This is a genomic window from Phyllobacterium myrsinacearum (assembly GCF_002980555.1).
GTDB lineage: Bacteria > Pseudomonadota > Alphaproteobacteria > Rhizobiales > Rhizobiaceae > Phyllobacterium > Phyllobacterium myrsinacearum.
Genome location: NZ_PVBT01000006.1, coordinates 59,903 through 82,261, shown reverse-complemented (window position 1 = coordinate 82,261; position 22,359 = coordinate 59,903). Strand labels below are relative to the sequence as shown.

Annotated in this window: 19 protein-coding genes, 1 tRNA gene and 2 pseudogenes; 13 read left to right on the top strand and 9 right to left on the bottom strand. The window is 59.9% G+C overall.

Features of this window, described 5'->3' with window-relative positions; translation table 11 throughout:
• Positions 1–197: 197 nt before the first annotated feature.
• The 4 genes and pseudogenes from C5750_RS27045 to C5750_RS18785 form a co-directional block, all read left to right on the top strand.
• Positions 198–1,634: pseudogene (locus C5750_RS27045) on the top strand (beta strand repeat-containing protein); the annotation flags it as partial.
• Positions 1,635–1,739: 105 nt separating this feature from the next.
• Positions 1,740–2,819 (top strand): annotated as a pseudogene (locus tag C5750_RS27040) (autotransporter-associated beta strand repeat-containing protein); the annotation flags it as partial.
• A gap of 81 nt (positions 2,820–2,900) precedes the next feature.
• Positions 2,901–4,616 carry an autotransporter family protein gene (locus C5750_RS27035; RefSeq protein ID WP_425350496.1) on the top strand — a complete coding sequence of 572 codons (1,716 nt, stop codon included), beginning with the start codon at positions 2,901–2,903 and terminating at the stop codon, positions 4,614–4,616.
• 4 nt (positions 4,617–4,620) lie between these two features.
• Entirely contained in the window at positions 4,621–5,145 is a 525-nt protein-coding gene (locus C5750_RS18785; protein WP_245421165.1) for an invasion associated locus B family protein, read from the top strand.
• A 206-nt stretch (positions 5,146–5,351) separates the two neighbouring features.
• Here C5750_RS18785 and C5750_RS18780 read toward each other — a convergent pair whose 3' ends face one another.
• Complete coding sequence (locus tag C5750_RS18780; protein ID WP_105735572.1) at positions 5,352–5,624, bottom strand: hypothetical protein; 273 nt, start codon at positions 5,622–5,624, stop codon at positions 5,352–5,354.
• A 150-nt stretch (positions 5,625–5,774) separates the two neighbouring features.
• On the opposite strand from C5750_RS18780, the gene C5750_RS18775 reads away from it, so the two are divergent.
• The 3 genes from C5750_RS18775 (at position 5,775) to C5750_RS18765 (ending at position 9,283) form a co-directional block, all read left to right on the top strand.
• Positions 5,775–6,677, top strand: a complete 903-nt coding sequence (locus tag C5750_RS18775; RefSeq protein WP_105735570.1) for a LysR substrate-binding domain-containing protein — start codon at positions 5,775–5,777, stop codon at positions 6,675–6,677.
• 159 nt (positions 6,678–6,836) lie between these two features.
• Entirely contained in the window at positions 6,837–7,742 is a 906-nt protein-coding gene (locus C5750_RS18770; RefSeq protein ID WP_158531346.1) for a heparin lyase I family protein, read from the top strand.
• Between the two features lie 398 nt (positions 7,743–8,140).
• Positions 8,141–9,283, top strand: a complete 1,143-nt coding sequence (locus tag C5750_RS18765) for a GGDEF domain-containing protein (RefSeq protein WP_105735566.1) — start codon at positions 8,141–8,143, stop codon at positions 9,281–9,283.
• Positions 9,284–9,365: 82 nt separating this feature from the next.
• On the opposite strand, the gene C5750_RS18760 is transcribed toward C5750_RS18765, so the two are convergent.
• On the bottom strand, positions 9,366–9,743 hold the full coding sequence (locus tag C5750_RS18760; protein WP_105736130.1) for a VOC family protein: 378 nt from the start codon (positions 9,741–9,743) through the stop codon (positions 9,366–9,368).
• Positions 9,728–10,309: a cysteine hydrolase family protein gene (locus C5750_RS18755; RefSeq protein WP_105735564.1), complete on the bottom strand. Its 582-nt coding sequence runs from the start codon at positions 10,307–10,309 to the stop codon at positions 9,728–9,730. The genes C5750_RS18760 and C5750_RS18755 overlap by 16 nt, the downstream gene beginning before the upstream one ends.
• Before the next feature lie 209 nt (positions 10,310–10,518).
• On the opposite strand from C5750_RS18755, the gene C5750_RS18750 reads away from it, so the two are divergent.
• Positions 10,519–10,595: transfer RNA gene (locus C5750_RS18750), tRNA-Pro, on the top strand.
• An 88-nt stretch (positions 10,596–10,683) separates the two neighbouring features.
• Here C5750_RS18750 and hutC read toward each other — a convergent pair.
• Positions 10,684–11,439 carry a histidine utilization transcriptional repressor HutC gene (gene hutC, locus C5750_RS18745; RefSeq protein ID WP_199538080.1) on the bottom strand — a complete coding sequence of 252 codons (756 nt, stop codon included), beginning with the start codon at positions 11,437–11,439 and terminating at the stop codon, positions 10,684–10,686.
• 193 nt (positions 11,440–11,632) lie between these two features.
• Between hutC and C5750_RS18740 the strand changes: the two genes are divergently transcribed.
• The 4 genes from C5750_RS18740 (at position 11,633) to C5750_RS18725 (ending at position 14,846) form a co-directional block, all read left to right on the top strand.
• The gene (locus C5750_RS18740; RefSeq protein WP_105735562.1) at positions 11,633–12,475 is read left to right on the top strand and encodes a transporter substrate-binding domain-containing protein; all 843 of its coding nucleotides are present in this window, start codon (positions 11,633–11,635) and stop codon (positions 12,473–12,475) included.
• A gap of 133 nt (positions 12,476–12,608) precedes the next feature.
• On the top strand, positions 12,609–13,331 hold the full coding sequence (locus C5750_RS18735) for an ABC transporter permease (RefSeq protein ID WP_105735560.1): 723 nt from the start codon (positions 12,609–12,611) through the stop codon (positions 13,329–13,331).
• 9 nt (positions 13,332–13,340) lie between these two features.
• Positions 13,341–14,039: an ABC transporter permease gene (locus C5750_RS18730; protein ID WP_105735558.1), complete on the top strand. Its 699-nt coding sequence runs from the start codon at positions 13,341–13,343 to the stop codon at positions 14,037–14,039.
• A gap of 12 nt (positions 14,040–14,051) precedes the next feature.
• Positions 14,052–14,846 (top strand): ABC transporter ATP-binding protein, encoded by a 795-nt coding sequence (locus tag C5750_RS18725; protein WP_105735556.1) that lies wholly within the window; start codon positions 14,052–14,054, stop codon positions 14,844–14,846.
• Here C5750_RS18725 and C5750_RS18720 read toward each other — a convergent pair.
• The 5 genes from C5750_RS18720 to C5750_RS18700 form a co-directional block, all read right to left on the bottom strand.
• Entirely contained in the window at positions 14,824–15,090 is a 267-nt protein-coding gene (locus C5750_RS18720) for a hypothetical protein (protein ID WP_105735554.1), read from the bottom strand. The genes C5750_RS18725 and C5750_RS18720 overlap by 23 nt on opposite strands.
• 256 nt (positions 15,091–15,346) lie before the next feature.
• Entirely contained in the window at positions 15,347–16,606 is a 1,260-nt protein-coding gene (locus tag C5750_RS18715) for an O-antigen ligase family protein (protein ID WP_105735552.1), read from the bottom strand.
• Positions 16,603–18,144, bottom strand: a complete 1,542-nt coding sequence (locus tag C5750_RS18710; protein ID WP_105735550.1) for an undecaprenyl-phosphate glucose phosphotransferase — start codon at positions 18,142–18,144, stop codon at positions 16,603–16,605. Before C5750_RS18710 ends, C5750_RS18715 begins: the two co-directional genes overlap by 4 nt.
• Before the next feature lie 91 nt (positions 18,145–18,235).
• Positions 18,236–19,372, bottom strand: a complete 1,137-nt coding sequence (locus C5750_RS18705) for a glycosyltransferase family 4 protein (protein WP_105735548.1) — start codon at positions 19,370–19,372, stop codon at positions 18,236–18,238.
• 9 nt (positions 19,373–19,381) lie between these two features.
• Positions 19,382–19,903 (bottom strand): polysaccharide biosynthesis/export family protein, encoded by a 522-nt coding sequence (locus C5750_RS18700; RefSeq protein ID WP_105736126.1) that lies wholly within the window; start codon positions 19,901–19,903, stop codon positions 19,382–19,384.
• Between the two features lie 233 nt (positions 19,904–20,136).
• Between C5750_RS18700 and C5750_RS18695 the strand changes: the two genes are divergently transcribed.
• Positions 20,137–22,359 carry a GumC family protein gene (locus C5750_RS18695; protein ID WP_105735546.1) on the top strand — a complete coding sequence of 741 codons (2,223 nt, stop codon included), beginning with the start codon at positions 20,137–20,139 and terminating at the stop codon, positions 22,357–22,359.

Genomic DNA, 22,359 nt, shown 5'->3' with positions numbered 1-22,359 from the left:
AAATATTGGGGTTTCCCAATGTCTTTTTCTACATGTATGGGCAAATGTGATGCGCAGATGACACAGATGGTGTCAAAGCCGATGCAACCGATACCATTTTAGGTTGCGCAATCCGGTTGTGACGTCTTACTGGAATATAGTTCAAAATTTGAATCAATATTTTCAGTACGGGGGTCTATAGCTTGAACCAGAAATCAGTGATCGCCACAAAACTGTTGGCCTCCACCGCACTCGTTGTCATCGCTGACCTGTTCCTGACCTCCCAAGCGCTTGCTGTCTGCGCACCGGCACCCGTCACCGGCGGAACAACCACGTGCGACACCAATGGTATTCAGAGTGCAACGGTGGGCACTGGTCCAGGTTTGAACAATGCAACGGTGAATGTTAACCCCAATGCCCAGATTAATTCTGACGGTTTGAATGCCATCAGCTTGGGCAACAATGCCAATATCACCATTGGAGCCAATGCGACCGTTCAGAACAAGGCCATAACTAATGGCGGCGGAAATTTCGGAACAGGTCGAAATACCGTTGAATTCGGCAGCAGCGGCACATTGACGATTCAGGCAGGTGGCCAGATTCTCTCGACTGGAACTGCTACCAATGCCGAAGCGATCAATGTGCACGGCTTTGGCAACCGCATCGTCAACAACGGATTGATCCAATCGAACTCAGGCGCTGCGATCTGGTTCGAGGACCAGGTCAATGGCGCGCCGAATGTCATCGACAATTACGGCATCATCCGGACACTGGTGAACGGCGGCAATTCCAATGTTATCGGCAATGGCGGCACAAGCGATGTGAATTTCATCAATCGTACCGGCGCACGGGTCGAGGGAAATCTCACATTCGGCCGCGGTAACGACAAGCTGACCCTCGAAGCCGGGTCGGTCATCACCGGCAGTTTCAACGGCGGCGGCGGAACAAATGCGCTGGTGCTCGATGGCGGTGCAGGCTCGCAGGATGTTCTGGCCGGAAACATCAGCAATTTCCAGACGCTTCTCAAGACGGGCGATGGGCGCTGGACGCTGTCGGGAACGATCGGCAACAATGGCGGCGGGACGCAGCTGGCGGTTACCGTCGGCCAGGGCACACTGGCGCTGACCGGCAACAACAGCAGTTTCAACGGCAGTGTCACCGTCAACGGCCCTGGCACGCTCGAGGCACGCGCCCAAAGCCTGCCGCCGACAGTGACCAACAACGGGCTGGTGCGGTTCGCCCAGCCGGATGCCGGAACCTATACTGGCCTGATCACCGGCACCGGTGCGGTGGAAAAAACCGGCGCTGGTGTTCTCACGCTCAGCCCGGCAGCTGCGGGCGGAAACACCTATTCCGGCGGCACCCGGATCAATCAGGGGACCATCGCAATCAGTGCCGATAACGCTCTCGGTGCTGCGGCCGGTCCGCTGACGTTCAACGGCGGCACGCTGCAATTGAACACGAACCTCAACCTGTCGGCATCGCGCGCCATCACGGTCAATGCGCCGGGCGGCACGATCGACACGCAAGCATTCAATTCGACGGTATCGCAGGGAATAACCGGGCAGGGCGCCCTGACAAAGGCTGGATCCGGCACGCTGACGCTGACCGGGAGCAACAGCTATGGCGGGGGCACCACGATATCAGGCGGCACCTTGCAGCTTGGCGACGGCGGAACATCCGGCAGCATCACAGGCAACGTCGCCAACAACGGCGCGCTGGTGTTCAAGCGATCCGACACAGTCAATTTCGGCGGCGTAGTCTCCGGCACCGGCACTTTGCTCCAGAGCGGTTCCGGCAACACGGTGCTGACCGGCACGAACAGCTACACCGGGGCAACGACCGTTGCCACCGGCAGCCTCTACGTCAACGGCAATCAATCGGCAGCGACCGGCCTGACCACGGTCAATAACGGGGCCAATCTCGGCGGCACGGGCACCATCGGCGGCAGCGTTGTGATTGCCGACGGCGCGCACCTTTCACCCGGCGATCTCGGCACCGTGCCCGGTATGCTGACAATCAATCAGAACCTTTCGCTCTCGTCGGGCTCCATTCTCGATTACAGTTTCGGGCAGGCCAACATCGTCGGCGGTGCATTCAACGATCTGACGAAGGTCAAGGGCGATCTCGTTCTGGATGGTACGTTGAATGTGGCGACCACATCCGGCGGCACGTTTGACCCCGGTGTCTACCGGGTGATCAGCTACAGCGGCGCCCTGACCAACAACGGCTTGAACATCGGAACCATTCCGTCGCCCGACTTCTATGTGCAGACATCGGTGGCCAACCAGGTCAATCTGGTCAACACCAACGGCCTCGTGCTGAACTACTGGGATGGCAATGCCGGACCGAAGAACAACGGCGCCGTCAACGGCGGTGACGGTGTCTGGCAGAATTTTACCGGCAATGACAATTGGACGGAGCAGACCGGATCGGTCAATGCGCCGTTCCAGGATGCCGCGTTTGCCATCTTCATGGCCAAACCGGGGAACGTTACGGTCGACAACAGTCTCGGCAAGGTCAATGTGTCGGGCATGCAGTTTGCCTCTGACGGTTACGTCGTCAATGGCGATGCCATCACGCTGGTGGGCGCGCCGTCGTCCGTTGTCCGCGTGGGTGACGGTACGTCCGACGGCGCGGGCTATACCGCGACCATCAACGCCGAACTGACCGGCAATTCGCAGCTCGTCAAGACCGACCTCGGCACGTTGGTTCTCAACCATGCCAACAGCTACACCGGCGGGACAAACATCCGCGGCGGCACGCTGCAGGTGTCCAGCGACAGCAATCTCGGTGCGGCAGCCGGAGGCCTGACCTTCGACGGCGGCACGCTCCACACCACCAAGGACATTGCGACATCGCGGGCGGTCAACACGCTGAGCACTGGAACGCTGCTGACGGATGCGGGAACCACGCTGACATTGAACGGTCCGCTCAGCGGGGCAGGCAGCATCACCAAGGACGGCACCGGCACCATGCTTCTTGCCGGCAACGCCTCCAACAGCGGGCCGACAACGGTCAAGGCGGGAACGCTGGTTGCCGGCGGAACCAATGTGTTCAGCGCGGCCTCGGCCTATACTGTCGCCGCCAATGCGGCTGTCGATCTGAAGGGCTATGATCAGTCGGTGCAGTCGCTGAGCAATGACGGTCTTGTAACATTGGGCGGCAAGCCCGGCACCGTCCTTGCCATGTCAGGCGGCTACACCAGCAACAATGGTACGATTGCGCTCAACACGGTGTTTGGCAACGATTCGTCCGTGACCGATCTCGTGAAAGTCGGTGGTGACACGCAGGGTACGTCAACCCTGAAAGTGACCAATATCGGCGGCAACGGCGCAGCAACCGTCAACGGCATTAAAGTCGTCGATATCGCCGGTGCTTCGAACGCGACCTTTGCGCTGGCAGGAAATTATGTTTTCCAGGGTCAGCAGGCGATCGTCGCGGGCGCCTATGGCTACCGGCTCTACAAGAATGGCGTGACCACGCCGACCGATGGCGACTGGTATCTGCGCTCGAGCCTGACCAACCCACTCACGCCGCCCGTTGTTCCACCTGTGGTTCCGCCTGTTGTACCGCCGGTGGTGCCGCCTGTTGTACCGCTTTATCAGCCGGGTGTTCCGCTTTACGAGGCCTATGCGCAGACGCTCCTCGGCCTCAACGGGCTGCCGACATTGCAGCAGCGTGTGGGTAACCGCTACTGGATGGGCGCCGGAAATGCCGCCATTGCGCAAGGCGACGGGCCGGGAACGCCGGAAGCCGAACCGCTGCCGTCGGACGGAGGAACGACCCGCGTCGATGGCCGGGCGATCTGGACCCGCATCGAAGCGGCCCACATGACCGCCGAGCCGAAGATGTCGACCAGCGGCACCGACTACAAGTATGACATCTGGAAGCTGCAGTCGGGCGTTGACGGAAAGCTGTACGAAAGCGATGCCGGCACGCTCATCGGCGGCATCACAGTCCATTACGGCAATGTCTCCGCCGATATTTCATCGGTTTACGGGACAGGCACCATCGATACCGATGGTTATGGTTTCGGCGGCACGCTCACCTGGTACGGCCAGAACGGCTTCTATGTCGACGGCCAGGCCCAGGCGACATGGTTCGACAGTGATCTGAAGTCCGATACGGCGGCGCGGACCATGGCCGATGGCAATAACGGCTTCGGCTATGCCTTCAGCCTCGAGGCGGGGCAGCGCATCGCTCTCAACCAGCATTGGACACTGACGCCACAGGCCCAGCTGTCCTATTCCGCCGTGGATTTCGACCGCTTTACCGATCCGTTCGGTGCGCGGATATCGCTGGACAGCGGCGATAGTCTGAAGGGCCGCCTTGGTCTTGCCGCCAATTACCAGAATGCCTGGGCCGACAAGTCCGGCAGAATGGCACGCACCAATGTCTACGGTATCGCGAACCTCTACTACGAATTCCTCAACGGCACACAGGTTGATGTTTCTACAACCAAGTTTGTCAGCGGCAACGAGCGCCTCTGGGGCGGTATCGGGGCTGGCGGCAGCTTCAACTGGGCCGATGACAAATATTCGATTTACGGCGAGGTTTCCGTGAATACCAGTCTTGCCAATTTCGGCGATAGCTATAGCTTGAATGGAACGACCGGTTTCAGGATCAAGTGGTAACAGTATGATAAAGCGATTAGGACTTCTGGCAGGCACCCTCCTTATGTGCGGTCAGGCCTATGCGCAGGCTCCGGCCTCCGCCCTTCCGGGCGGGGCCTCCTCGATACAGGAGACATTCCAGGATTGGCGCGTTGCCTGCGTACAGCAGGAAGCGGCCAAGCATTGCGCCTTTTCACAACAGCAGTCGCAGCAGAATGGCCAGCTCGTTCTGAACATCGAGTTGGCGATTCAGGGCGAAAAGAATGCCGCGGGCAATCTGGTGCTGCCCTTCGGTCTGGCGCTGGCATCGGGTGCAACCCTGCAGGTCGACGACGGCAAGCCGGATGCGACCTTGCCGTTCAAAACCTGCCTGCCGATCGGTTGTATCGTTCCGCTGTCATTCGATGCGGCGAAGCTGGCAGCATTGCGCAAGGGGCAGGCGCTGAAGATCAATGCGGTTGCCAGCGTCGACAACAAGCCGGTGACGCTGAGCGTATCGCTGAAAGGGTTCGCCGAGGCCCTGGACAGGGTTGCGGTGCTGGGCAAGTAAACGATTGTACCCGGGACAAGACCGCTGCTGGCGCACGGCTCACGTGCCCATGCAAGGCGAGGCCCAGCGCAGCACCTTGTGAAAAGCAGGCACGCACACTGGACCCCGTTGCTTGGGTTGCTCAAGCGAAGCTGACTTGCCAAAGGCGTTTGTCACAATCAAGCCGTCATATGCCAAGACCGGCGCTGCCGGAGCATTCCGTTCATTCAACTGCGGTAATGGACCCGGTATTTGTCTTCGATCGGCTGTCCGACCGTCGCCTTGACCCCAAGGACGAAATGGATCGAGATGATCTTGTCCGCCTCAACGCCCGCTTCCGACAGGGCCGTATTCAGCGCTTTGAGTGTGGCGGCGACTTCCATCTCCTTGACCGGTATCTGCTCGTTCGTTGTCATCATACGTTCCTTCACGTAACGGAAAATGCCCTGACCATTGTCCGGCCCGGCGTCTCTGCCCTGGGCGCCGCTTATGCGCGCCATATCAGGCCTGTTTCATATATCGTGCGCACATACATTGGCATAATACAATAAATGCCATATTCTCATAGATATAAACTATGAATTGACCGCAGGCCGGTGTCTGCGGCACTATTTGCGGCGCTGGCTGCACGGAAAAGGGATATCACCGCCATGACTCTGTCCGGCCTGTCGCTGCGTGATCTGGAATACGCCATTGCGGTTGCCGACCTCGGCAGCTTCGGCAAGGCGGCCGAACGGTGCCGGGTTGCGCAACCCTCGCTATCGGTTCAGGTCGGCAAGCTCGAGGCACGGCTCAAGACAGTTCTCTTCGAGCGCACGACGCGGCGGGTGATCGTTACGCCGCAGGGGCAGGAACTGATCGGGCAGATGCGCCGTGTGGTGGGCGAGGCGGGACGGTTGCTGGAGCTCTCCGTCCGTTCCGGGGAAGCTTTTGGCGGCACGCTGCGCCTGTCGGCCATCGCCACGCTTGGGCCCTATTATTTCCCGCGCATTCTCCAGAGCTTGCGCGCGCACTACCCGGCGCTTGCCCTTGTGCTGGGGGAAGGGCGTACCGGTGATCTCGTCACGGCCCTGCTGCGCGGCGACCTTGACGCCGTGCTCATGTCGACACCAACGGGAGAACCGGCATTGTGCGAAATCCCGCTGTTTCACGAGCCGTTCGTCATGGCCTGCCCCGAGGGACATGCGGCGACCCTGTCCGGCGCCGCCGGATGGCAGGACCTGTCCGCCCATGAGCGGCTGCTGCTGGAGGAAGGGCACTGCCTGCGGGATCAGGCCATTGCCGCCTGTGCGGAGATCGACACGTCCAGCCGGCATGCGACCAGCCTGGAGACACTGAAATACATGGTTGCCGCGGGTGAGGGGTGCACGCTGTTGCCCGTCCTGGCGGAAAGCGAAGTGCATGGGCTGCGCTACCTGCCGCTGCGGGGCAGTGAATATGCGCGCACCATTGTTCTGGCCTGGCGGCGCAGCGATCCCCGGATACAGGAGTTCGAGCAGCTCGGCGCCACCCTGCGCCGGTTTCAACACCCTGCAATCCAAACGTTTGCCTGAGCGAGGGCAATCGTCGCAGGCAAACTGCCTGCACCCGGCCATTCAGCCCAGGCAATCTACAGATTTACACAGGCTGATGCTTTTGTGTCATGTTGCCATTGGGATTGCAGCTTATGACGAAGGGGAATGAGAGGATATGGAACAGGGGGAGTTCGTTTCGTGAACGCACGTCTTTCGCGGATAGCTTGTGTTTTCTTCAGCCTGAGCTTCATGGTTGCGGGGTCTGCCACGGCGCAGGAGGCGGCTCCGCCCCTGTCAGGCGATCTTGCCGAGGTGTGCGCGCCCGATCCGCAGCATCCCCCAAGCCTGTGGAAGATCAGCAAGAAATTGGATCAGGGGGCATGGCGGTCACGCTTGTCCTGTGATGCCGGCGCTGCTTCTTCGTCCGAGCCAGTGTTGCGCCTCGCCGTGCATCCGGGTGACGCCGTTGAAAGGGAGTCCGACGAAAAATCGACGGAACGCGTGGAAATCCAGATGCGAAAGGAAGTCATCAAATTCGATGAGCCGACCTGGTACCGCTTCCGGTTCCGTCTTGAACGCCCCTGGCAGGGCATCGGCAACCGGACGGTCATCCATCAGGTAAAACAGAACATTCAGGCGGGCGACGAGAAGCCGCAAGGGGCGTGTCCCGCCGCCAATCCCCTGTTCAAGGTCGAGGCCCGCCCGTCGGCCACGGGGGCGGATTTCCTGGTCAAGGTGCGCGGAACCACTGACTGCAACCTTGGGGAATCCAGAATAATATGCGGTCCATGGCATCTGGACCTGGAGCACTGGAATGATGTGAAGGTCATGATCAAGCCAAGTCTAAAGGAAGGCGCGAGCCAGGTAGAGGTCTGGCTCAACGGACGCGGTTGCGATCCCTATACCGGGCTTCTCGGCTATCCCGATCACGGAGCCCGCGATAGTTCCGGCCGCCCGTTCATCGACGTCCAGCCGCGCTTTGGCATTTATCGCGATGCCCTGCCGGACAATGTGCAGTCGATTGATTTCACGGGTATCCGGTTTTGGTCCGCAAATCCGGCAGGCGATCCCTCGTGGTCCGAAAATCCGTTGCCGATGCGATGATGCCCGCTCATCAGGATCGCTGTTCCCATCTTAAGGCATTCCTAGGGTCAGGACCTATTAATCTGGTCGAAATGGTACGCGGCCATTTGTTTGGATACAAGGAGCAAAGGCGATGGGAATGTTTATCCATTCTCAAGTCCTTTGCGACGATGGAGCCGGGCAAATGGACCGTATCCTACGGACGCCGAAACGGCTGCAAGCTGCAGTGTCGAGCTGCTCGGTCGGGGGGAAGACCCCGCCCTTCGCATCTCTCCTCGCATCTTCTTGCCGTTTCAGGCGCCATTTCGATCATATTAATGGGTCCTGACGCTAACTATCCAGTTGGGAAGCGTCACGGGATTCTCTAATTCTTGACGACTCTTCGCTAGGCATCTTTTCGACAAAGGAGCGGGTGGTCTATGCGCGAGGAAATTTCAGGATTCAGTGTACCAAGATGGCGTCTGACACGCTGGTTGGCCGATGCTGGATCCAATGTGCCTGGTTACATTCGATCGGAATTGATTGCGAGCCTGTTCGGGACCCTTCCGATCTTTGCCGGAGGGGTGATCAACACAATTCTGGTGTCGGCATTCATTGCTTACAGGATACCGCGGCCGGAATTCATCTTCTGGCTGGGCTGTGAATTGCTGATTTGCAGCATGAGGCTCGTGGTGCTGCTTATAAGCCACAGGAATGCCAAAGCGGGCAAAGCCACGCCGACCGACATTTATATTTTGCTGGCCTTGGCCTGGTCGGGCGCTGTCGGTTACGGCTGTTTCATCAGCATGATGAGCGGGGATTGGGTTGCGGCAACGCTCGCCTGCCTGTCTGCCGGCGCCATGGTGGGAGGCATCTGCTTTCGCAATTTCGGCGCGCCGCGTCTTGCCTCTGTCATGATCATCTTAAGCCTTGGACCGGCTTGCCTCGGTGGAGCGATGTCTGGCGAGCCAATCCTATATGTCACGCTGCTGCAAATTCCGCTCTATCTCATCAGCATGGCCATGGCCTCGCATAAGCTGAACGCGATGCTGATCGCGACAAAGCTGGCCGAACGCGAAAATGAGCGCCGGGCAAATGAAGATGCCCTGACGGGATTGCTGAACCGCACCGGTTTGCTGGCGCACATCAATGACCGGTTGCCTGCGCTGCAGCGGGATCAGACAGGCTTTGCCGTGCTTTACCTCGATCTGGATGGGTTCAAGCTCGTAAACGATCAATACGGCCATGCAAGTGGCGACGAGGTCCTGTTTGAGGTGTCGCGCAGGATATTGTCCAATCTCGGGCCTGACGATGCAGCGGCACGCATTGGCGGCGATGAGTTTGTCATCGTGAAAGCAAGCGGCGACGAGCAGGAGCTGACGGCGTTTGCGGCATCAATTTCTGAAAACATAGGTGCGCGCATCCGCTTGAATGCCGGCAGCTGCGTGGAAGTGGGCTCCAGCATGGGCATTGCCATTGCGCCGCGGCACGGACATGCGGCCGGCGTTTTACTGGATAAGGCCGACAGGGCCCTGTACCAGGCAAAAGCTGCGGGAAAGAAGCGATACGCCATCGCAGCATAGATCCAGCCGGATATGGCACATCCCCAGTCGATTTGAGACGGGCGAGGAGGTTCAGCTCGCCCTGTCTTCGTGTGACCGCCGGTCAGGCCTCGGGTTTGTGGCAAACCATTTCAATGTTGTGCCCGTCCGGATCAAGGACGAAAGCGGCATAGTAGTTCGCGTGGTAGCGCGGGCGCAGCCCCGGAGCACCATTGTCCTTGCCGCCCGCCGCCAGAGCGCCCCGATAGAATGCATCGACTTGCTGGCGATTCTCTGCCGTGAACGCCAGATGAAGGTGCGCCGGCTTCTCCTCGGTTTGGTACAGGCACAGGGAAGCCTTGCCCTCCGGGCTGAGCTCGGCACCCTGTGCCGGTGTCGTCCCCTCTGCGATGACAGCGACACCGAGCGGTTCGAGTGCCTTCAGGTAGAACGCTTTGCTGGCTGCATAGTCGCTTACGCCGAATTTCACATGGTCAAACATGGCTTCTCCTGAAGTGTGTGGGCCTGGACGCGTCCGCCGAACCCGGAGCGGAACAGAGCGTCATGCGCCTCCTGATCGGGATCATAGCAGCAGTCCTCAATCAGGCGCACATCGTAGTCCGCATCGCTGGCCCAGGTGACGCTGGACAGAACGACGCCGGTGGTGCTTATCCCGGCCATGACAAGGGTGCTTACACCGCGTGTCCGAAGATCGGCGTCGAGCGATGTGCCATGAAAAACGCTGGCCCGCGGACATGCATAGAAAAGATCACCCGGTTCGATCGCAAGTCCCGCAACGGGGCGGCCGGTGCGAAAATGTCCGGACGATATATAGGGCGAAATCTGACGGTTGCTCGGCGGCGGTGCGTGTTCATAGGCTTCACCCAACGAAAAGTTGGGGAACAGCAACGGCCGTCCGGTGGCGCGCCAGCGCCTGATCAGGCCGTTGCACCGGTCCAGCAAGGGCGATGGCTGCTCCCCGAACAGGATTGCAAACACGTCGGCTTGATAGTGCATAACGACGAGGGCCGCTTTCTCGATATAGCGGCCCTGGAAATCGATCAACATCAGAATCCTCCAAAATGAAATCCGAATTCCGCATTCGAATCATCCCGTTTAGCGCGGCGAGTATGAGGGAAGGATGGGGAAGGTAAAGAAATCCGTGGGACTTCCTGTACTGAAAACAGCCATGCCGTGCATTTGTGTGCAGTTTGTTCTTTTTCTTCCAAATCGGCTATTGCCAAAAAAACCCCAGTATTCTAGGGGTTCGGCACCGGCGGAGCGTAGCGCAGCCCGGTAGCGCACTTGACTGGGGGTCAAGGGGTCGTCGGTTCGAATCCGGCCGCTCCGACCATTTATCCCGCCAGATCAATCATTGGTTGGATAGATCGGTTATCAAAAAGCCAGACCTCGGGTCTGGCTTTTTTGCTTGGCGGTGTACGTCAAAGCTTCTCCGGCGTGGCGCCCGTCCGCGATTCCAGCCGGTAGCGCGTGCCGGGATAGACCAGATGGACCAGCGAGACGACGGTGCCGCCCGACCAGGTCCGGCGGCGGATGGCAAGGCATGGCTCGCTGCGCGCAAGGCCGAGAAGCTTGCAGTCGCGCGCCGACGGCATGGCCGCCTCGACGATATGTTCCGACCCGCTGAGGGGGGCAATCGCGCTGAGATAGGCGTTGGGCGTATGCGCCGTAAAATCCTGCGCCAGATAGTCCGGAGCCGCACGCGGATTGACAAAGCGATCCTCGACCTGCACGGCAACGCCGTTTTCCCGGTGCACGATCACCGAGTGAAAGACGGGGGCGCCGGATGGCAGCTCAAGGGCATCGGCGACGGCGCAGGCGGCGTTTTCGCGTGCCAGACGAACCACTGACGCGCTGTGGACATGGCCGCGCTCGATAATCTCGTCGGCGATGTTGCGCACTTCGAACAGGGTTGAATGGCCCTTGCGCGCCGCGACAAACGAACCGACGCCGCGGATGCGCACCAGTTCCCCTTCACTGGCAAGCTCGCGCAGGGCGCGGTTGGCGGTCATCTTGCTGACGCCCCATCGCGCCACCAGCTCGTTCTCCGAGGGAACACGATGCTCGGGCGGCCATTCGCCGCTGTGAATGCGGCCAAGGATCATCCGTTTCACATGGGCATAAAGCGGCGCACCATAGCGTGTGGCAGGTTGCTTCTTGAGCATGGCGTCGGTCATCGCAGGCCCCTTATTGCTCATTCCTTGTGCAGGATCGGAATTTGCCTCCCGGTGCGACTTTCCCTCTTGCGCGGCACAGGAGATGTCATAAGGTACCATATACAACTTGCCAAAAGACAAAAGCGCAAAAGCCACCGCAGCGTGGTGCGGGAACACGGGTTCAACAGGTGCCAACCTCAAGAGGAGAAGGCTGATGAAACTACACAAGCTCTTGCTGTCAGGGGCGATGGCGCTTTCCGCGCTGTCCATGTCTGCAGCGGCCCATGCGAAGGACTGGAAAACAGTCACAATCACGCTGGAGGGTGCCTACGCGCCCTGGAATATCACCAATCCCGACGGTACGCTGGGCGGCTTCGAGCCGGAACTGGCCGCGCATCTGTGCGCCGGGATGAAGGTCGAGTGCAAACTGGTGGCTTCCGATTGGGATGGCATGATTCCGGCGCTCAACGCCGGAAAATTCGATGTCATCATGGATGCGCTGTCGATCACCGACGAGCGCAAGCAGGTCATTGATTTCACCATCCCCTATGCCAATACCCATGCCGGTTTCGCCACCCAGAAGGACAGTCCGCTGGCCAATGCGGCCGGAACCGGTTCGGTTCTGAAGCTCACGCCGGGGCAGACCGGCGTTGCCGAAATCGAGGCGATGAAGACAGCCTTCAAGGGCAAGACCATCGGTATTCAGGCGGCGACCGTCTATGCCAAGTTCATCTACGACAATTTCGGCAGTATCGCCACCGTGCGCGAATACAAGACCGGTGCGGAACGCGATCTGGATCTGGAGTCCGGCCGTATCGATCTTGCCTTCGACGATGCCGTGTATTTTGGCACGACATTCGAAAAGGCCAATGGCGCGCTGGTTTTCACCGGCCCCGAATTCGGCGGTACGATCTTCGGCATCGGCGAGGGGCTCGGCATCCGCAAGGCCGACACGGATTTGAAGGCCATGTTCGACAAGGCCATCACCGCCGCCCTGGCGGACGGTACGGTCAAGACCCTGTCGATGAAGTGGTTCAAGACCGACGTCAGCCCGTGACCATCGCCGCACGGCGGTAACGCCCTCTGGATGAACTGGGCATTGCCGGAAAGGCGCGGCATTTGCAGCATCTGGCAATGCCCGCCTATACTCTGAAAAACCGGATCAACCGGGCGGAGCGGGAACACGGCGCATGTGGATAATCGGGGTGCTCGGATTTGGACAGCAGGGCTGGGGCGGGCTGCTTATCGCCGGTGCGCTGATGACCCTGTGCGTGACCATCGCCGCGCTGCTGCTCGGCGCGGTTCTCGGCACCATGGTTGCCTGGGCGAAACTGTCGGGAAATGCGGTTTTGCGCGCGCTCGGCAACGCCTATACGACGGTGTTTCGCGGTGTCCCCGAACTTCTCATCATCTATCTCATCTATTTCGGCGGATCGGGGGCCGTTACCGCCATCGGGCGCTATCTCGGCTATGAAGGCTTTCTCGGATTGCCGTCCTTTGCCGCCGGTGCGCTGGCGGTCGGCATCATCTCCGGCGCTTACCAGGCCGAGGTCTATCGCGGCGCCTTTCTCGCCATTCCCAAGGGGGAATTGGAGGCCGCGGAGGCCATCGGCATGCATCGCGGCCTACGCTTTCGCCGCATCATCGCGCCGCAGGTGCTGCGTTTTGCCATTCCGGGAATCGGCAATGTCTGGCAGCTCAGCCTGAAGGACTCGGCGCTTGTCTCCGTGACCGGACTGGCGGATCTGATGCGCACCAGCCAGGTCGCAGCCGGGTCGACGCGGCAATATTTCCTGTTCTTCATTGCCGGCGGCTGTCTCTACCTCGTTCTGACCAGCCTGTCGGACCGGCTGTTCAACCGGGCGGAACGGCGCGCCAACCGTTCCATGCCGTCTTCCCTTGGTCAGGCCTGAGGAGCGGTCATGGATTTCGTCTTCATTCTCCAGACCATGCGGACATTGCTGGCAGCTGTGCCGATGACGCTTGCCCTGTTTTTCCTGTCGATCTTCTTCGGCGGGCTGCTGGCACTCTTGGTGGTATGGATGCGTGTCGCCAGAAACCCGATCCTCAGCAATTTTGCCAAGGGGTATATTTTCGTGTTCCGCGGCTCGCCGCTGCTGATCCAGATGTTCCTGGTGTTTTACGGGCTCGGCCAGTTCGGCTTCATCCGCTACAGCTTTCTCTGGCCGTTCCTGCGCGAACCCTTTGTCTGCGCCGTGCTTTCGCTCGCGCTGTGCACGGCCGGTTATACCGCCGAGATATTTCGCGGCGGTCTGCGAGCCGTCTCCGTCAAGGAGATCGAGGCTGCGCGCTCCATCGGCATGTCGGGTTTTCTGCTCGTCCGGCGGATCATCGGACCGATCGCTTTCCGCCATGCGCTTCCGGCCTATTCCACCGAAATCGTCATGATGGTCAAATCGACCGCGCTTGCCAGCCTTGTGACGGTCTGGGAGGTCACGGGCGTGGCGCAGCGGCTGATCTCGCAGACCTACCGCACCATGGAAGTGTTTTTGTGCGCGGCGGCGATTTATCTCATCCTCAATTTCCTGATTCTGCAGGCCATGGCGCTGCTGGAACACAGGCTTTCCCAGCATCGGCGCGCCGTTCCGCGTTTGCCGTAAGGAATTTTTGTCATGGTGCATGAACCTTCCGCCGCCGCAACGACCGTCAACCGGCTTTCCGTGCGCAATATCCGCAAGAAATTCGGCCCGCTGGAAGTTCTGCGCGGCATTTCGCTCGAAGCCCATGACGGCGACGTCATCTCGATTCTCGGGTCGAGCGGGTCGGGCAAGTCGACATTCCTGCGCTGCATCAATCTTCTGGAAATCGCCGATGAAGGCGAGATCTGGGTGGATGGCGAACACATCAACATGATCAGCAAGCACGGCAGGAACGTGCCCGCAAGTTCGAAGCAGGTGGACCATATCCGCTCCGAACTCGGGATGGTGTTCCAGTCGTTCAATCTGTGGTCGCACATGACCATCCTGCAAAATCTGATCGAAGGTCCCGTCCACGTGCTCAAACGCCCGCGGGCGGAATGCATCGAGGAGGCGGAAGCGCTTCTGGTCAAGGTCGGGATTGCCGACAAGCGCCATGCCTATCCGGCGCATCTGTCCGGCGGTCAGCAGCAGCGCGCAGCCATTGCCCGCTCCCTGGCGATGAAGCCGAAGGTCATGCTGTTTGACGAACCCACCTCGGCGCTCGATCCCGAACTGGTCGGCGAAGTGCTGCGGGTGATGCGCGCGCTGGCGGAGGAGGGGATGACGATGCTCGTCGTGACCCATGAAATGAATTTTGCCCGCGACGTTTCCAACCGCGTCGTGTTCATGCGCGAGGGGCTGATTGACTGCGCAGGTTCGCCCGCCGAAATGTTCAGCGGTGCGACCTCGGCGGCGTTCCGCCAGTTTATCGGTAATTTCCGGGGGTAGAACGGATCGTGCTCTCGGCGGCCTTGCGCCGGACAAGCACCGCATCCACGGCAAATCCAGCCATCGCCTCGACATCCCTGTTGCCGATGATGAAGGCGGCACGGACAAAACGCGCCAGGATTTTCCATTCCGGATCGTTGTCGTCTTCGATTTTCAACACCCTTGCAGCCTCGTCCAGCGCTTGCTGCATGAGTTCGCCATCGGCTTTTGAATAGTTCGGATTATCGGTGTCTAAAAACGTCAATGACCATTTCCACCCATTATTCTTATGTGTTGGATGCAACCGGTAGTTTATAAATTCCACTCATATGAGAAATTTGATTTAACCACCTGATGTTACGTTAAAATTGCGTCTTTCTCAAGGTAACGCACTGGGGTGGTATTGGAAATATATTATAAGTGATTATCGGTTTGTTGTTCCAATTTATTTATCCGTATTAAACATATTATTGAAACTCATAAGAACAAAATGCGTTCAAGTAGAACATATTGCGACAGTTTTACATTATTGCTTTGGATACGGCAGGCGTTCGCGCGTGTCGGGCTTCCAGCGCGACACATCCCCAGATGATACCCACAAGGATGTAGAAATGCCGCCAGTGATCGGTATCGATGACATTGCCGATGGCCACATGCGAGAGATAGGTCAGGTAAGCGCACAGCAGGAAGGGCTGCCACGGCCTGTCGCGAAACAGGATGCGCAGGCCAAGCCCCAGGGTCAGCATCGTCAGGGTGAGGTAGCTGACGAAACCGGTCCAGCCATAATCGAGCGCTGCCTTCAGCCAGATATTGTGGGTGTCTTCGCCATAAATGGGCCCGAACTCCAGCGGACCGATGCCGAGGGGGTGGTCGACCGACATCAGCAGGCCGTACCAGTGGCGGGCAAAACGGCCAAACTGGGCATTGTCATACTCCTGCACCAGCTGCGCCCGCGCAAAGAACAGTTCCGAGACGCTGGGAATCTGCAGCGCGATGACAATGGCGACGAGAAGAACCGCGACAGCCAGCCCGGCAAGCAGAATGATCCTGATGCGGAAGAGGCGGCTCGGGCTGCGGATGAACAGTGCAAGCGCAAGGCCGGCGATGACCAGCACGGCCATGCCCCATGCCGCGCGGGAAAAGGACAGGAAAACGCCAAGGGTGAGGATGAGCGTAGGCACAAGGCGCAGCGGCAGCGTCCGCAGATTGCCCACCAGTATGCCATGCACCAGCCAGGCAATCGGCAGGATCAGGAAGGGGCCGAAGACGTTGGGGTCCTTGAAGGCGCCCATCGCGCGGCCATAACGCGTGAAAACCTCCGCGCCCGGGAAGGCGTTGAAATAGCCGAGTAACCCCAGCATGGTCGTACAGACCGCCGCGATCAGATAGCCGTTGAAGATCGCCTGCAGGATGCGGTGGTTGCCTTCGACGATTGCCGCAAAGAACACGGATGTGAGCGCGAGAAACAGCGACACGGCCATATACATGGGCGCGGTCTTCAGGTCGGCCATCTGCGCCACGGACAGCCACCCGCCAAGATTGAACAGCACCAGCGTCGCCAGGAGAACGACGGTGCTGCGCGAGAAGCGCAGACCGAAGAGCGCCCAGACCGCGATCAGCGCGGCCATGTACAATTCATAAGGCGCGGGTTCATTGATCACGAAACCGCTGAGGAAAACGCCGAAACCGACGGCTGTCATCGAAACCATGCGGATCAGCGCGCGGTTCCGGACGGCCCGCTCGATACGGGCTGAATCAGCGGGATTGGCGGTGGCGCTCAATAGGCATTATCCGTGTTGAGCAGGCGGACGGGTGTCAGGAACAGGATTTTCAGATCGAACCACAAGGACCAGTTTTCGATGTAGTAGAGATCGAACTCCGTCCGCATCTTGATCTTGTCTTCCGTGTCGATTTCACCGCGCCAGCCATTGATCTGCGCCCAGCCGGTCACGCCCGGTTTCACCCGGTGGCGGGCGAAATATCCGTCCACGACCTCATTGTAGAGCAGATTGTGGGTATGGGCCGATATGGCGTGGGGCCGGGGGCCGACGAGTGAGAGCGTTCCCATCAGCGCATTGAAAAACTGCGGCAATTCATCGATGGACGTCTTGCGGATGATGCGCCCGACCTTGGTGACGCGCGGGTCGTTTTTCACCACCGCGTTGCGCGCCGTCGGGTCGCACATTTCCGTATACATCGAGCGGAATTTCCAGACTTCAATGACTTCATTGTTGAAGCCGTGCCGCTGCTGCTTGAAAATGACCGAGCCCTTGCTCTCCAGCCGGATGGCGATGGCGGTCGCCAGCATGAACGGACTGAAGACAAGGATGCCGAACAGGCTGAAGACGATATCAAAAGCCCGTTTCGCCACGGAATCCCAATCGTTGATGGGCTTGTCGAACAGATCGATCATGGCGACCGAGCCGATGTAGGAATAGGCGCGCGGGCGGAACTGCAGGTGATTGTTGTGGGCCGACAGCCGGATATCCACCGGCAGGACCCAGAGTTTTTTGAGAAGCGCCAGAACGCGCTCTTCCGCCGTGATCGGCAGCGAGACGATGAGCATGTCGATATGGGCGATGCGCGCGAACTCGATCAGCTCGGAAATGTTGCCGAGCTTCGGATAGCCCGCGACGACGGGCGGCGACCGCTTGGCGTCCCGGTCATCGAAGACGCCGCAGATGCGGATATCGTTGTAGGGCTGCTGCTCGATCGAGCGGATCAGATCCTCGGCCGGTTTTCCGCCGCCGACAATGACGGCGCGGCGTTCCATTTTGCCATTGCGGGCCCAGCGGCGGATGAGCCGCGACATGATCACGCGAAAGGCAATGAACAGGATCAGCCCGGACACATACCAGGCGCCGAGCCATATGCGCGAATAGGCTTCCGAGATCTTGAGAAAAAACGCAGCCAGCGCCATCAGGGCGAATGTGCCGGACCATGCCATCAGCAGGCGCCCGAACCGGGTGAAGGGATTGCGCATCACCGCAAGCTGGTAACTGTCGGTAAGCTCCAGGACGAGAACGCCGACAATAGCGGTCACCAGAATGGCGAAGAAATAGCTGAAGCCGGTTCCCTGATGCGGGCCGACATACATCAGGAAGACCGTCATGCCGGTCACGAGGATGATCAGGAATTCCACGATCCGCATGATGCCGCTGATCATGACGGGTGAATTGCTGTTGCGCGCATATTGCGAGGCAATCTGGTAGGCGACAGGGCTGAGTGTGGCTTTATCGGCAGGTTTTGCCGCGTTGTCGGCGGCAAGATTGCGCACGGCATCCCGAGAGAACCTGGTTTCCCCTTTTCTGTCTTTCATACGGCACCTTGAAGAGTTCGATTGATCCGTCATATCACGGATGAGCTAAAAAATGCTTGCCTGAAAAATGCTTTTGGACAGGCCCTGGACCCTATTCATTCAGCGCGGCGAAATATTCGTTTTCAAGCCGTGTTGCCATGCCGCCGATGCTGAATCTTTGTCTGATCTGGCCGGGGTTGGGAAGGGCCGCTGCATGGGCGGCGGGATCGCCGAGGACAGCCGCCATCTTGCGGGCAAGGGCCTGCGCATCCGGCTGCACAAGGGCCGCGGAGTGATCGCCCACGATCTCCGGAATGCCGCCGACACGGCTGACGATGACGGGCCGCCCGGCAGCCAGTGCTTCCAGGACAATATAGGGCAGCGCCTCGGCGCGGGACGGGATGACCACCGTCCGGGCAAGACGAAATGCCGCGCGTGCCTGCATGGGCGGCAGGAACCTGATCTGGGCGCCGATTCCCGCCGCTTCGGCCTGCCGGACAAGCTGATCGCGCTCACCGCCGTCACCGACCATGACGGCGGTCGGCGGCGGTCCGCCCATTCTGCCCGCGCCCGCCAGGGCGTCGATGAAAAGGTCCGGCCCTTTCAGGGTGCGCAGTTCGCCGATGAACAGGAAATCGGCTGTATTCGTGTCCGGCTGCACGGGTTCGAACTCGCCATCCGCCAGACCATTGTAGATCAGTGCGGATGTGCAGCGCGGCGCACCGACCTTGCTGATGTAGGTGTCACGCTCGAACGCCGAGACAAAGATGATCCGGTCGGTCATCCCCTCCATGAACCGCTCGATGCGAAAGATCACGCGGCCCGCCATTGCGGAGGGGGCATAGTGCAGGCTGCCGCCATGCGGGGAGTAAAACCGCGCAACGCGCTTGCCCGAAAGGCGCAGCAGCGAGCCGGATAGTCTGGCGTAGATGCCGCCCTTGGCGCCGTGACCATGCAGGATGTCCGGCTGCATGGCTTTGAATGTGCTGCGGGTGCGCACGGCCGCAATCAGGTCGCCCGGACCGATCTGCCGCTGCATGGCAATGCGTTTCAGCCCCAGGGCCAGCTTGTCCCGCATACTCGCCAGCAAGGTTTCTTCGAAGTCGCCGCCGGTCGAGGCGTCGCAGACAACGCCGACCTGATGGCCGGCCTTGACCTGGGCATCAACGAGATCGCGCACGTGCCGGAATATTCCCCCGACAGGTGCGCGAAAGCAGTGAACAATACGAAGGGATCGCCTGTCGCTCATTTCCCGCGATCAGAAGAAGCGCTCGCGCACATAGACGGTATCGCCGGGCAGGACAGGATCGGAAATCGTCACGCGGCCGGTGAGGATCTCGCCATTGAGCTGGCGGGTGATATCCACGTCCCCCTGATTGGCACGGGGGCTGAAACCGCCAGCTGCGGCTATCGCCTTCTGGGCGGTCATGCCGGGAACATAGGAGTACTGCCCGGCGGCACCCACTTCGCCCATGACGAAGACCGGCCGGTACCGGTCGACTTCGACGGCGACGTCCGGATCGCGCAAATAGCCCTTGCGCAGCTTGGCTGCCACGGCGGCCTCGATCTGCTGGATTGTCTTGCCGCGGGCAGGCACGCTGCCGATCAGCGGTACCGAGATATAACCGGCCTGGTCGACGCTGTAGGTGTTGGTCAAGCCTTCCTGTTCGAAGACAGTCAGGCGCACCCGGTCGCCCGCATCGAGCAGATAGGGTTTGTTGATGGCTGCATGGAATGCCGCAGGGGCAGGGCGATAACTGGCGCAGCCGCCAAGTGTCATCGACACAACGCTGATCGCGACCAGAAAGATTTGCTTGCTGAACACCGTAAAAACCCTTGCAACAATGGCGACGAATTCGCTCGACTCTGAGCGGGATTATCAGTTCATTAGGGTTAATGGCTGGTAAACTGCGCATGCACTTTTGTTGTGCTGTCTTCTTGAGTGTGCCGGATATTTTAACCCGCTGGTTACCATAGGTCTTTACCATTGCGGCATTCAAAGTGGAGTGGGGAATGCCTCGGGCTGGCTCTGTCGATAGTGACGTGGATATTGACGTTGGTGCACTGTTTGCCAGTTTGTGGCGCAACAGGGCGCGCGTGCTGCTGGGTGCCATCCTTCTGACGCTGGCGGCATTCCTGGTTCTTTCGCTTATTTCGCCCAAATACCGGGCGGAAACGCGCATTCTCATCGAGACGCGCGAATCCGTGTTTACCCGACCCAGCGGCGAGCAGGGCGACGATCGGCCGATTCTCGACCAGGAGGGAATCAAGAGCCAGGTGGAGCTTATCGGTTCTTCCGACCTGTTGAAGCGGGTGATCACCAAGCTCGATCTGGGCAGCAATGCCGAACTGGCGGCCGGTGCCGATCCCTCGGTGCTGATTCGCATCCTGGCAAAGCTTGGCCTGGCTGCCGATCCCGATACCACGGCGCGCGACGATTACATCCTGCAGGCCGTGCGTGATCGCCTGGTGGTTTACAGCGTTCAGAATTCGCGTGTCATCGTCATCCAGTTTTCCTCCAAGGACCCCGCGCTGTCCGCTGCCGTGCCCAATGCCATCGCCGATGAATATGTGGCAACGCAGCAGGCGTCGAAATCCCAGTCCAATGCCGATGCCACCGGCTGGCTCGAGCCCGAAATTGCCGATCTGAGCAAGCGGGTGAAGGATGCCGAAGCCAAGGTTGCCGCCTATCGCAGCTCGTCGGACCTGCTGATTGGCCAGAACAATGCGGTGCTGGCAACGCAGCAGCTGTCTGAACTGTCGTCGGAATTGTCGCGCGTGCGTGCCAACAAGGCTGCCAGCGAGGCCAAGGCCGCCAGCGTGCGCACGGCTCTTGCCAAGGGCGCACCGGTTGAAACGCTGCCCGATGTGATGGCGTCGCCGCTGATCCAGCGGCTGCGTGAACGCCAGGTTCAGCTCAACAATGATATTGCCGATCTGTCTGCATCCCTGCTGAGCGGTCATCCGCGCATCAAGGCTTTGCGGTCGCAGCTGGCCGATCTCGATCAGCAGATCCGGCTGGAAGCCCGCAAAGTGCTTGGCAGCCTTGAAAACGAAGCGGAAACGGCCCGCCTGCGCGAGTCTGAACTGACGCGGACCCTCAACGGCTTGAAGGCGCAATCATCCAAGGCCGGTGAAGAGGAAGTGGAATTGCGGGCATTGGAGCGCGAGGCTGCGGCACAGCGCCAGCTGCTCGAATCATACCTGACCCGCTACCGCGAGGCGTCCTCGCGCACGGATCGCGGCTATCTGCCCGCCGATGTCCGCATCTTCTCCCGCGCCGATAAGCCGGTTGAGCCCTATTTCCCCAAGGTTCTCCCGATGACCGGCGCGGCCTTTGTCGCCTCGCTGCTGATCCTCAGCATCGGCACGCTGCTCAGCGCTTTGTTCAGCGGCCGGGCCTTACGTCCTGCACACACGGCCATTCCAGATGGCGGTGCGGCGGAACCCAAAGTGGTTGCTCTCCCGAAAGTGGCGCCAGCGCTTGTGCCGCCGGTTGACAGCAGCAAGCCCGTGCATGCCGAGCCATTGCCGGTTGCTGCACCGGTATTTACGCCATTGCCGGTTGCTGCGCCGGTTCGGGCAGTGCCGTCCGCGCAAAGTCCCGATCATCATACCGACCATTCCGGTATTGCAGGTGTTGCCGACCGCCTGATGGCAAGCGGTGCCGCGCGCGCGGTCGTCGTGTCGCCGGAAGGGGATGAGGCCTCTGCGCTGACCATATTGCTGGTGCGGGAACTTGCCGACCGTGGCGTGCGGATTGTTCTGATCGATATGACCGGATCGGGTGAAATCGGCCGTTCCATGCTGGATGGCCAGAACCTTGCCGGAATGACCGATCTTCTGGCCAATGAGCGGTCGTTCAGCGAAGTCATTCATGCCGACCATTATTCGCAGGCCGAACTCATCCCCCTCGGCACCCATGACCCCGTCAAGGCCATGCAATCCATCGGGCGCCTGCCGATGATCCTCAATGCCTTGCAGTCGGCCTATGATCTGGTGGTGATCGACAGCGGGCCGGCCACGGCAGCCGAGCTGAAGCACATTGTCGACGATGGTTCGGAACTTGTGCTGAGCCTGGTCGATCCTGAAGACCGCGACGTCAAGGCCATATCCATGGCGCTGTTTGATGGTGAGTTCATCAAGCCCGAGCTTCTCACGCCGTTTGAGGATGGTTCGCTTGAGCTGGATGATGGGCTGATCGTGCGCGCCGGAGCCATGAGCCACCAGCACTGA